The sequence below is a fragment of the Anaeromyxobacter sp. Red801 genome (assembly GCF_049201065.2).
Classification (GTDB): domain Bacteria; phylum Myxococcota; class Myxococcia; order Myxococcales; family Anaeromyxobacteraceae; genus Anaeromyxobacter.
In genome coordinates this window covers 2568763-2580882 of the sequence record NZ_CM181236.1, presented here as the reverse complement: position 1 = coordinate 2580882, position 12120 = coordinate 2568763, and the positions used below count along the sequence as shown (strand labels likewise).

The following is a 12120-nucleotide window of genomic DNA, read 5'->3' as shown; positions in this document are numbered from 1 at the left end:
CTTATAGCCCGCTGGCATGCTCGACGAGCGGGGCGCGCTCGCGCGGGGCGCGGCGGAGGCCATCCGGGCGGGGTACGAGGCGTACCAGGCCGAGCGCGCGCGGATCACCGCGCGGGCGCGCGGCCGCTTCGAGGCGCGCGACTGGGCGGGCGCGCAGCGCGACGCGCGGGAGCGGCTCGACCTGCGCGACGGCGTGGTGCACCGGACGGTGGGCGAGGTCCGCGCCGAGCTGGGCGGGGCGGTCCAGGACCGCGAGGTGTGGCGCCGCGCCAAGGAGGCGTTCGGGGCGCTCGCGGCGGCCCGGCCGGACTTCGAGATCGCCGGGTCGTTCTTCAACTCGGTCACCCGGCGCGTGTTCACCACCGTCGGCGTGGATCCCGCCATCGAGTTCCTGGCCGCCGACGCGCCGCCGCCGCGCGAGGACCCGCCGCAGCACCGCGCCTTCCCGCGCGAGGCGACCACCGAGGCGCTGCTCGCGCGCATCCTGCGCGCCGCCCCGCTCTCCGCGCCGTTCGAGGACCTGGCCCGCGACGCGCGCCTCGCCGCGCTGGAGCTGGACGCGCACGTGCGCGGCCTCCCGGATCGCCAGCCTATCGACGCGATCGAGGTGGCGCGCCCGGTCTTCTACCGCGGGAAGGGCGCGTACCTGGTCGGCCGGATCCGGCGCGGCGGTCACCTGACGCCGCTCGTGCTGGCCCTCGCGCACGGCGACCGCGGCGCGGTGCTCGACGCGATCCTGTTCACCGAGGAGGACGTGTCGATCGTCTTCGGCTTCACGCGCTCCTACTTCCACGTGGAGCTGGAGCGCCCCCGCGCCATGGTGGCGTTCCTGTCCACGCTGCTGCCGCTGAAGCGGCGCTCCGAGCTCTACACCGGCCTCGGCTACCACAAGCACGGGAAGGCCGAGCTGTACCGCGAGGTGGCGCGGCACCTCGCCGAGGGCGACGACCGCTTCGTGCCGGCGCGCGGCGACCGCGGGCTGGTGATGTGCGTGTTCACGCTCCCGGGCCTGGACGTGATCTTCAAGGTCATCCGGGACCGCTTCGCGCCGCCGAAGCAGACCACCCGGCGCGAGGTGATGGACCGGTACCGCCACGTGTTCCGCCACGACCGCGCCGGGCGGCTGGTGGACGCGCAGGAGTACGAGCACCTCGCGTTCCCGGCCGCGCGGTTCTCGCCCGCGCTGCTCGAGGAGCTGCGCACCGCGTGCGGCGACGGCGTGCGGGTGGCGGACGGGGAGGTGGCCATCCGGCACCTCTACGCCGAGCGCCGGGTCACGCCGCTCAACCTGTTCGTGCGCGAGGCGGACGAGTGGACGGCGCGCCAGGCGGTGCTCGACTTCGGCTGGGCGCTGCGCGACCTCGCCGCCACCGACACGTTCCCCGGCGACCTGCTCCTCAAGAACTTCGGCGTCACGCGCCACGGCCGCGTCATCTTCTACGACTACGACGAGCTCACCCGGGTCACCGACTGCAACTTCCGCGACCTCCCCGGCGCGGGGCCCGGCGACGGCGGCGACGACGGCTGGGGCGGCGGCCCCGACGCCGGCTACGACGGCGGCGACCCGCCGTTCTACGTGGGGCCCGCCGACGTGTTCCCCGAGGAGCTGCTGCCGTTCATCGGGCTGAACGGGCGGCTCCGCGAGGTGTTCCTGCGGGCCCACGGGGAGCTGCTCACCGGACGCTGGTGGCGCGACATCCAGGCGCGGCTGCGGGCGGGGGAGATCGTGGACATCTTCCCGTACCGCGAGGAGCAGCGGCTCCGTCACGCCCGTCCATGAGCCGATCCGAGACGATTCGACCTTCCCGGGACCTGGACCCCCGGGCGCCGCGTGCCAGGATGCGCCGCCCTCGCGTGCGCTCCCTGGCCTCCACCGCGGCGCTGGTCGCCGTCCTGCTCGCGCTCCCGGCCCGGGTCGCCGCCTCCGGCGACGCGCCGGTGCGGGTCGGGGGCGCGGCGTTCCCGGCCTGGCAGGACGCGGGCGGGGCCCACCTGAGGCTGCAGGGGGCGGGGCTGTTCCGCTGGGGCTGGTTCGTGAAGGTCTACGCGGCGGCCCACTACCTCGACGCCTCGGCGCCCGGGGCGCCGCCCGAGGCGGACGTGGCGCGCCGGCTCGAGATCGCGTGCCTGGTGAACGTCAGCGCGGCGGAGCTGGCCCGCGCCACCGAGAAGCTGCTGGCGCGCGCGCACGGGCCGGAGGTGATGCGGTCGCTCGGCGACCGGCTGGCGCGGCTGCGCGCGGCGTACGTCGGGCTGAAGCCCGGCGACCGGTACGCGCTCACCTACACGCCCGGCCGCGGCACCGAGCTGTCGCTGAACGGCCGCCCGCTGGCGCGCGTGGAGGGGGCCGACTTCGCCCGGGCCTTCTTCTCGATCTGGCTCGGGAGCCGGCCGGTGGACGGCGGGCTGCGCGACGCGCTGCTCGGCGCGGGCGCCGGCCCGGCGGTCCGCGCCCGGTCGCGCGGCTGATCCCGGCGCGGGGCGCGGCCCGGCGCCGCACGCGAGCGTTGCACCCACAGCCTGCGGTGTGTCCTACTCGGCGCGCACCTGCGGCACGGCGGACACGGCCCCGCGGTCGGCGCCCGAAAGCCCCCGGACTCCGCGGGGGCGGTCGCTGGCCTCCCGGCTGCAACGCCGTCGCCCGGACCGGGAGGACCCATGCTCCGCACCCCGCTCGCCGCCCTGCTGGCGGCCCTCGCCCTCACCGCCTGCGGCCGCGGCTGCGGCCCCGCGCCCACGCCCGAGGGCGTGGCGCTCTCGCCGCTGCCCGAGCCGCCCCCGCTCGTCATCCCCGAGGGTACGCTGGCCGCGGCCGGCGAGCTGGCGGTGGTGGCGGCGCGGCCGGTGGGGCCGGCCGAGGGCGAGGTCCGCCCCGCCATCACCTTCTCGCGGCCGGTGGTGGCGCTCGGCGCGATCGACCCGGCCCACGATCCCGCGGCCGGGATCACGATCTCGCCGCCGGTCGAGGGCGAGTGGCGCTGGCTGGGCTCGGCCACGGTGGAGCTCGTGCCGCGCGCGCTCCTCCCGCTCGCGACCCGCTTCACGGTCACCGTCCCGGCCGGCCTGCGCGCGGTGGACGGCGCCGCGCTCGCCGCCCCGTACGCGTTCACCTTCGAGACGCCGCGCCCGGCGGTGCAGCGGCTCCTGCCGCGCGAGGGCTACGGCTGGCTGGCGCCGCGCGAGCCCGTGTCGCTCGTGCTCGACCAGCCGGTGCGGGACCTCGCCGCGCATCTCAGGCTGAAGGTCGGCGGCGAGGACGGCTGGCCGTACGCGCTGAAGGCCGTCCCGGTCGCCGACGAGAAGCCCGCCGCCCCCGGGCGCCGCCTCCCGCCGCCGGACCCGTCCGCCCGCACCGGCCGCGACCGCCGCGTCCGCTACGAGCTCACCCCGCAGCGCCCGTACCCGCTCGACACGCCGGTGGAGCTGCGCATCGAGGGCGAGCTCGCCGGCGCGGAGGGCCCGCTGACGCTGGAGGGCGCGCCGCGGTTCGCGCTCCGGACCTACGGGCCGCTCCGCGTCGCAGCCGTCGAGCCCTGCTGGTGGGGCGGGGAGCGGTGCCCGCGGGGCCCGGTCCGGATCCGCACCACGAACCCGGTGGACCGCGCCACGCTCGCCGCCGCCGTCACCATCACGCCCGCGGTGAAGATCGACTGGGACGAGGTGGAGGTCACCGGCCTGGACGCGAGCGGGGCCGAGGTGATCCTGCCGGCGGCCTTCGCGCCCGGGACCCGCTATCGGATCGCGATCGGGCCGGCGCTCCGCGACGTGTTCGGCCAGGCGCTGGCGGAGCGCCTCGAGCGCACCTTCGACACCTCCGACCTCGAGCCCGAGCTGGACGCCGGCGAGGAGCTGGCGCTGCTCGAGGCCGGCGGGGACGGGGCGCTGCCGGTGGGCGCCACCAACCTCGGGACGGTGGAGACGACGCTCGCGCCGCTCGACGTCCCGGCGCTGGCGCGCCTGCTCGCGAAGCCGGATCGCACCGACCTGGGCGGCGGCCCCACGGTGTCCCGCACGCTGGACGTCTCGGGGCCGCGCAACGCCGGCCGCACCGTGCCGCTGCCGGTGCGGGAGCTGCTGGCGGGCCGCGGCACCACGCTGTTCGCGGTGCGGGTGGTGGCGCCGGAGATCCGCGTCGAGCAGCCCTGGCAAAGGTGGCGGCGCGAGCGGCGCATCGTCGGCCAGCTCACCGATCTCGCGGTGCACGCGAAGCTCGGCGCGACGCGCGGCGTGGTCTGGGTGACGCGGCTCTCCGACGGGAAGCCGGTGCCCGGCGCGGACGTCGCGCTGCACGATCGCGACGGCGTCGAGCGCTGGCGCGGGCGGGCCGACGCCGACGGGCTCGCCGTGGTGCCGGGCCTGGCGGAGGTCATCCCGCCGGCCGGGCACGAGCCCCAGTACCCGTGGGCGACGCCGTTCGCGCTGGTGGCGGCGCGCGCCGGCGGCGACCTCGGCGTCACGCTCTCGAGCTGGTCCGGCGGCCTCGACCCCGCGGCGCAGGACGTCCCCACCGACTGGGACGGGACCGAGCCGCGGCCGCTCGGCGGCGTGTTCGCGGACCGCGGGATCTACCGGCCCGGCGAGAAGGTGCACCTGAAGGGCCTCGTCCGCACCCGCGCGCTGGGCCGGATCGGGACGCCGGCGCGCGGCAAGGCGGCCGTCACCGTGCTGAGCGCCCGCGGGAAGGAGATCTGGTCCGGCGAGGCCGCGCTGACGCCGTTCGGGACCTGGTCGGCCGAGGTGCCCATCCCCGCCGACGCGCCGCTCGGCGCGTTCGAGGTGCGGGCGCGGGTCGAGGCGGGCAAGGCGGTGCTGCCGTACCTCGCGGGCTTCCGGGTGGAGGAGTACCGGGCGCCGCAGTTCCAGGTGGACGTCACCGCGCCGGCGCGCGAGGTGACGGCGGGCGAGCCGCTCCGCGCCGAGGTGCTGGCGCGCTACCTGTTCGGCGGGGCCATGCCGAAGGCGGCGGTGCGCTGGACCGCCGCCCGCGAGTCGATCGACTTCCAGCCGCCCGGCCACCCGGGGTTCGCGTTCGGCCCGCAGACCTGGTGGTGGGACGACGAGACGCCGCAGCGGACGGCGGACGTGGTCGCCTCCGGCGCGGGCGAGACCGGCGACACCGGCCACCTCGCCATCGACGCCGGCAAGGCCGAGGCCACCGGCGGCCGGACGTTCGCGGTCACGCTCGAGGCCGAGGTCACCGACGTGAACCGGCAGCGGATCGCGGCGCGCGCCGCGGTCACGGTCCACCCGGCGGCGGTGTACGCCGGCGTGCGGCGCCGCGGCACCGGGTTCGCCGAGGCGGGCCGGCCGGGCGAGCTGGAGGTGATCGCGGCGGCGCCGGACGGCGCGGTGCGCGCCGGGATCGCGGTGGACCTGGTGGTGAAGAAGCGCGAGTGGCGCTGGATCCGCAAGAAGGGCGTGGGCGGGCGCTGGGTCACCGAGAGCGAGGTGGTGGAGGAGCGGGCCGGCGGCTGCGCGCTGCGCACGCGGGAGGAGCCGGTGGCGTGCGCGTTCACGCCGACGGCGCCGGCGCTGTACGTGGCCGAGGCCACGCTGAAGGACGCGCAGGGGCGCGCGCAGGTCACGCGCCTCCCGTTCTACGCAACCGGCCCGGGCTGGGTGTCCTGGCAGCGCGAGGACACCGGCCGCATCGATCTCGTGCCGGACCGGCCGCGCTACCAGCCGGGCGAGGTGGCGAAGGTGCTCGTGAAGAGCCCGTTCCCCCGCGCCGAGGCCATCCTCACCGTGGAGCGCGAGGGCGTGCGCTCCGCGCGGCGCGTGACGCTGGAGGGCAGCGCCACCACGCTGGAGGTGCCCATCGCCGAGGACGACCTCCCGAACGTCTTCGTGTCGGTGCTGCTGGTGCGCGGCCGCGTGGCCGCGGCCGACGCCGGCGGGGCGCCGGGCGGCCCCGGCGCGGACCCGGGGCGGCCCGAGGTGCGGGTCGGGTACGCGAAGCTCGCGGTGGAGCGGCGGGCGAAGCGGCTCGAGGTGGCGCTCGAGCCGGACCGCGCCGAGAAGCGGCCGCGCGAGCCGGTGGAGGTGCGGGTCCACGTCACCGACCACGCCGGGAAGGGCGCGCCGGCCGAGGTCACGGTCTGGGCGGTGGACGAGGGCATCCTCCGGCTCACCGGCTACGAGCCGCCGGACCCGGTGGCGCTGGTCCACCCGGAGCGCGGCCTGTCGGTGCGCCTGGGCGAGTCGCTCATCCACCTGGTGGAGCGGGCCCGCTACGGCGAGAAGGGCCGGTCGCCGGGCGGGGGCGGCGGCGGGGAGGGCGCGGGCGCCGGCTTCCGCACGCGCTTCGAGACGACGGTGCTGTTCGCGCCGGAGGTCCAGACCGACGCCGAGGGCCGGGCCACGGTGCGGTTCACGGTCCCCGACAACCTCACCACCTGGCGCATCATGGCGGTGGCGGTGTCGCGCGGCGACCGGATGGGCGCGGGACGGTCGAAGGTGACCGTCTCGAAGCCGCTCCTGGCGCTCCCGGCGCTGCCGCGGCTGGCGCGGGTGGGGGACCGGTTCGAGGCCGGCGTGGTGGTGCACGCGCCCGGCGCGCCGGCGCAGGAGGTGGAGGTCCGGGCCGAGGCGAGCGGGCTCGCCCTCGACGGGCCGGCGGTGAAGCAGGTGCGGCTCGACGGGGCGCCGCGCGAGGTGCGGTTCGCGTTCCGGGCCGACGCGCCCGGCGAGGCGGTGCTCCGCTTCGCGGCGCGCGGCGCGGCCGGGCAGGACGGCGTGGAGCAGCGGCTCCCGGTGCGGCTCGCGGTGGAGCAGGAGGCGGTGGCCGTCTCGGGCGACACGCGGGATCGCCGCCGCGAGGCGCTGGCGCCACCCGCCGGGGCGCGGCCGGACGTGGGCGGCCTGGAGGTGCGGCTCGCCTCCACCGCGCTGGCCGGGTTCTCCGAGGGCATGCGGCAGCTCGTCGAGTACCCCTACGGCTGCCTCGAGCAGCTCTCCTCGCGCCTGGTGCCGTTCATCGCGCTCCGCGAGCTGCAGGGCCGGCTCGGCCTGCGCCACCTGCCCGGCGAGCGCGCGCCGGCGCCGCCGGCCTGGGCGCGCGCCTGGCTCGGCGACGAGGTGTTCCGCATCCAGGAGACCGACGATCCGGACGAGGTGGTCCGGCGGACGGTGAAGGCCATCGAGCGGCTGCAGGGGCCGGACGGCGGCTACCGCTACTGGGCCTCCTCCGAGTGCTCGGCGCCGTGGGCGTCGTCGTACGCGGTGCTGGCGCTGGGCCGGGCCGCCGAGCTGGGCTACCCGGTGGATCGCGCGGCGCTCTCGCGCGGGCAGCAGTACCTCGCCGGCACCGTGGCGGCCGGGCGCTGCACGCGCTGCGGCAGCTCCTGCGCCAGCCCGGACGATCCCACCCGCGTGTTCGCGCTGTACGCGCTCGCGCGCACCCGCGCCCCGAAGGCCTCCTTCCACGCCGAGCTGGTGGCGCGCCGCGCGGCGCTGCCGCTGTTCTCGCAGGCCATGCTGGCCGACGCGCTGCTCGTCACCGGCAGCCGCGACGAGGGGCGGCGGGTGCTCCAGGAGGTGCTGAACCACGTGAAGGAGTCGCCCACCGAGGCGCACCTCGAGGAGGCCGACCCGCGTACCTACGCGCCGCTCTGGTCGTCGGACACGCGCACCACCGGCATCGTGCTCGGCACGCTCGCCTCGACGCTGCCCGACCACCCGTACGTCCCCAAGCTGGCGGCCTGGCTGGGCGGGGTGCGGCGCGCCGACGGGCGCTTCCGCAACACGCAGGAGGCGGCGTTCGCGCTCCTGGCGCTCTCCGAGGTGATGCGCACCCGCGAGAAGGACGTGCCAGACTTCACCGCCCGCGTCTCGCTCGCCGGCGCCGAGGTGGCCTCGGCGCGCTTCGCCGGCCGGAGCGCCGAGGCGGTGCGGAAGGAGGTCCCCATGGCGCGGCTGCCGCGCGGCGGCGGGGCGCTCGAGTTCGCGCGCGACGGCGCGGCGGGCGTCCTCTACTACGGCGCGGTGCTGCGCTGGGCGCCCGCCGAGCTGCCGCGGGAGCCGCTCGAGCGCGGCATCCACGTGCAGCGCTGGATCGAGCCGTACGGCGGCGGGGGCCAGGTCCGCGCGGTCGCGGCCGGCGACCTGGTGCGGATCCGGGTGCGGCTCGGGACCTCGCAGGAGCGCCACCACGTGGCGGTCTCGGTGCCGGTGCCCGCCGGGCTGGAGATCGTGGACACCTCGCTCGCCACCACCGCCGCCGTGCCGGCCGCGCCGGCGCCCGGCCACCGAGACGACGGCGAGGAGGCCGAGGGCTACGCCTGGGAGTCGGCGGAGGATCTGTCGGAGGAGGAGGCCGGGCCGCCGGAGGGCTGGGCCTTCCGCTTCTGGAGCCCGTTCAACCACCAGGAGCGGCGGGACGACCGGCTGGTGCTGTTCGCCGACGCGCTGCCGCCGGGGCTCCACGTGGCGACGTTCGTGGCCCGCGCCACCACGCCCGGCACGTTCCTGCTGGCGCCGGCCCGGGCCGAGGAGATGTACGCGCCGGAGGTGTTCGGGCGCTCCGACGCGGGCACGTTCGAGGTGCGGGCCGGCGGCGGCCGCTAGGGGGCCGTGGTGCGGGAGGCGCTCCAGCGGGCCGCGAGGGCCGTGCGACCCGCCCTGGCCCGGCTCGCGGCGGCGCTCGCCGGCCTCTCCGCGGTGGCGGCGCTCGCGGCCGCGGTGTTCGTGGCCTGGCCGCTGCCCGACGGCCTCCTCGAGCGCCGGCCGGTCGCGGCGGTGCGCTTCACCGACCGCGACGGCGGCCTGCTGCGCGAGGTGGCCTCGCGCGCCGACGGGCGGAGCGTGCCGTTGCCGCGCGGCGAGCCGGTGCCGCCGCGAGTCCGCGCCGCGTTCCTCGCCGCCGAGGACGCGCGCTTCGACCGTCACCCGGGCGTGGACCCGCTGGCGGTGGCCCGCGCCGGCTGGCAGCTGGTCCGGTACCGGCGCGTGGTGTCGGGCGCGTCCACCCTCACCATGCAGCTCGCCCGCGCGCTCGTCCCGCACCCGCGCACCGCGGCCGGCAAGGCCGTCGAGGCGCTGTGGGCGCTCCGCCTCGAGGCGCACCTCGGCAAGGACGAGCTCCTCCGCGCCTACCTCGACCGCGTCCCGCTGGGCGGCGACCTGTTCGGCGTGGAGGCGGCGGCCGGGCTCTACTTCGGGCGGCCGGCGCGGACGCTCTCCGCGGCGCAGGCGGCGCTGCTCGCCGGGCTGGCGCGCGCGCCCTCCGCGCTCGACCCGCTCCGGCGCCCGGAGGCCTCGCGCGAGCGCGCGCTGGCGGTGCTCGGCCGGATGGAGGCGCTCGGGCTCGTCGGCGCCGAGGAGGCGCGGCTGACGCGGGACGCGCCGCTCGACCTCGCCGCGCCGGCGCGGAGCTTCGAGGCGCCGCACCTGGTGGACGCGCTCTCGGCCCGGCTGGGCGCGCTGGGCCTCGACGGCGCCGCCGAGGTCGAGACCGCGATCGACCGCGGCCTGCAGCGCGACGTGGAGGAGATCGTCCGCGCCGAGCTGGCCGGCGACCCGCGCCTCGGCAACGCCGCGGTGATCGTGGTGGACAACGCGAGCGGCGAGGTGCTCGCGTACGTGGGCTCGGCGGACTTCCTCGACGCCGCCGGCCTCGGCCAGAACGACGGCGTGCGGGCGCGCCGCCAGCCGGGCTCGGCGCTGAAGCCGTTCGCCTACGGCCTGGCGCTCGCGCGCGGCTGGACCGCGGCGTCCGTCCTCTCGGACGTGGAGGTGCGGCTCGCCACCCCGACCGGCGACTGGGTCCCGCGCAACTACGATCGGCGGGCGCACGGCCCGGTCCCGCTCCGCGCCGCGCTGCAGAACAGCTACAACGTGCCCGCGGTGCGGCTCGCCGAGGCGCTCGGGCCGGAGCGGGTGCTGCGCACGCTGCGGGCGGCCGGGTTCGAGTCGCTGGCCGAAGGCGCCGACCGCTACGGCGCGGGCGTCGTGCTGGGGAACGGCGACGTGACGCTGCGCGAGCTGGCGCGCGCGTACCGCGGAATCGCCCGCGGCGGCGTGCTGGAGCCGCTCCGCGAGGTGCGGGCCGCGCGCGACGCGGCCGGGCGGCCGCTGCCGGTGGGGCGCGAGCTCGCGCCGCGGCGCTTCCTGCCCGCGGGCGCGGTGGCGCTGCTCGCCGACATCCTCTCCGACGAGGCGGCGCGGGCGCCCGCCTTCGGCGTGCACAACGCGCTCCGGCTGCCGTTCCCGGTGGCGGCCAAGACCGGGACCTCGCGCGCCTACGTGGACAACTGGACCGCCGGCTACACCGCGGAGCGGACCGTGGCGGTGTGGGTGGGGAGCTTCGACGGGCGGCCGATGCAGGGCGTGTCGGGGATCACCGGGGCCGGACCGGTCTTCGCCCGGGTGATGGTGCGCGCCATGCGCGGGCTCGAGCCCGCGCCGCTGGTGGACCGCCGCCGCTTCGTCCGCGCGCGCGTGTGCCCGCTCACCGGCCTGCGCGCGGGGCCCGGCTGCCCGGGCGCGCTCGACGAGGTGTTCCTGCCCGGCACCGCGCCCTCGGCGCCCTGCGCCGCGCACGCGCACGGCCCCGGCGCGCCGGTGGCGCTCGCGCCGGAGCTGCTCGCCTGGGCGCGGGCCGAGGGGATCGCGGCGGTGGCGGACGGGCGGGCCCCGGGCGACGCCGGCGCCGGCGCAGGCGCACCGTGCGTCCTCCTGCCCGCCGACGGCGACGAGTACCTGGTCGAGGCCGGGTATCCGGAGGGCGCGCAGGGCATCCCGCTCCGGCTGGCGCTGCCGCCGGGGACCGCGCGCGCGGAGGTGCGGGTGGGGGAGGAACGGCTCGCGCTCGGGCCGCCGTTCGCGGCGCGGCTCTCGGCCCGGCCCGGGCGCCACCGGCTGGAGGTGTGGCTCCCCGGCGGCGCCGCGCCCGCCGCGGTGAGCACGTTCACGGTCCGGGGCGCGCCGTGAGGGCGCGGCTCGCCGCCGCCGCGCTGGCGCTCCTGACGGCGGGTCCGGCCGTGGCGGCGCCGCGCTCCATCGACGTCGAGCTGCTCGCGCGCCTCTCGCCGCGGCGGCTCGAGGTGGAGGGCGGCGGCCGGCGGCACACGGTGGCCGCCCGCGGCGACGCCCTGGTGGTGGACGGGGCGCCGGCGGGCGCGGCGCTCTCGCTGCCGGCCCGCCGCTGGCGGGTCGTCCCCGGGCACGGCGGCGGCGCCGGGGCCCGGCCCCGCGCCTACCGCGCGGCGCTCCGGATCCGCGCCGAGCGCGGGGTGCTGCGGCTGCGGGCGACGATGGCGCTCGAGGACTACGTGGCCGGGGTGGTCGCGTCGGAGGCGCTGCCCGGCACGCCGCGCGAGGCGCTGCGCGCGCTGGCGGTGGTGGTCCGCTCCTACGCCGTCGCGGCGCCGCCCCGCCACGCGGACGGCGCCCGCTGCGACCTGGCCCACTGCCAGGTCCTGCGCGGGGGCGGGGCGGACCGCGCGCACGAGGTGGCCGCGCGGGCGGCGGCGCGCGCCACGGAGGGCGAGGTGCTGCGCCTGCCGGGCGGGGCGGTGGCGGCGGCGCCGTTCCACGCCGCCTGCGGCGGCCACACCGCCGATCCGCGCGAGGCGTTCGGCGGCGAGGGCACCGGCGCCGCCGCGGTCGCGGACCCGGGCTGCCCGCCGGAGCGCTGGCGCGCGGCGCTCGACGCGGCCGCGCTGGCGGCGGCGGTGCGGCGGGCGCTCGCGGCCTCGGATCCGGCCGGCGCGGCGGCGGTCCCGGCGCGGCTCCGCGCGGCGGACCTCGCGGCGCGGGCCGGCGCGGGCGGGTGGGTGACGCAGGTGGCGGGCGCGGACGGCGGGTGGGCGCTCGGGGGCGACGCGTTCGCGCGCGCCGCCGACGCGTCGGCCGGGCGCGGGGTGGTGCGCAGCTCGCGGTTCCGGGTCGCCGGTGCAGGCGGCCGCCCGGTGCTGGAGGGCGCCGGGCGCGGTCACGGGGTGGGCCTGTGCCAGACCGGCGCCGCGCGGCGCGCGCGGGCCGGGCAGGGGTACCGGGAGATCCTGGGGGCGTACTTCCCGGGCGCCGCGGCGCGCCGCTGACGGCGGAGCGGGCGCCGCCTCGAAAGATCCGCCGATCCGGGCCCAAGGCGCGCCCTCGCGCGGCGCGGCGGGCGTCGTT

General features: G+C 79.0%; 5 protein-coding genes. All 5 read left to right on the top strand.

From position 1 onward, the window contains the following. Positions 1-16: 16 nt before the first annotated feature. The 5 genes from aceK (at position 17) to ACOQFB_RS11945 (ending at position 12041) form a co-directional block, all read left to right on the top strand. Positions 17-1780, top strand: a complete 1764-nt coding sequence (gene aceK / locus ACOQFB_RS11965; RefSeq protein ID WP_421609845.1) for a bifunctional isocitrate dehydrogenase kinase/phosphatase — start codon at positions 17-19, stop codon at positions 1778-1780. A 74-nt stretch (positions 1781-1854) separates the two neighbouring features. Then, entirely contained in the window at positions 1855-2469 is a 615-nt protein-coding gene (locus ACOQFB_RS11960; RefSeq protein WP_237757962.1) for a chalcone isomerase family protein, read from the top strand. A 189-nt stretch (positions 2470-2658) separates the two neighbouring features. After that, positions 2659-8565: an alpha-2-macroglobulin family protein gene (locus ACOQFB_RS11955; RefSeq protein WP_421609844.1), complete on the top strand. Its 5907-nt coding sequence runs from the start codon at positions 2659-2661 to the stop codon at positions 8563-8565. Positions 8566-8607: 42 nt separating this feature from the next. Continuing rightward, positions 8608-10929 carry a penicillin-binding protein 1C gene (gene pbpC, locus ACOQFB_RS11950; RefSeq protein ID WP_421609843.1) on the top strand — a complete coding sequence of 774 codons (2322 nt, stop codon included), beginning with the start codon at positions 8608-8610 and terminating at the stop codon, positions 10927-10929. After that, the gene (locus tag ACOQFB_RS11945; RefSeq protein WP_494492225.1) at positions 10926-12041 is read left to right on the top strand and encodes a SpoIID/LytB domain-containing protein; all 1116 of its coding nucleotides are present in this window, start codon (positions 10926-10928) and stop codon (positions 12039-12041) included. Before pbpC ends, ACOQFB_RS11945 begins: the two co-directional genes overlap by 4 nt. The last annotated feature ends 79 nt before the right edge of the window (positions 12042-12120 follow it).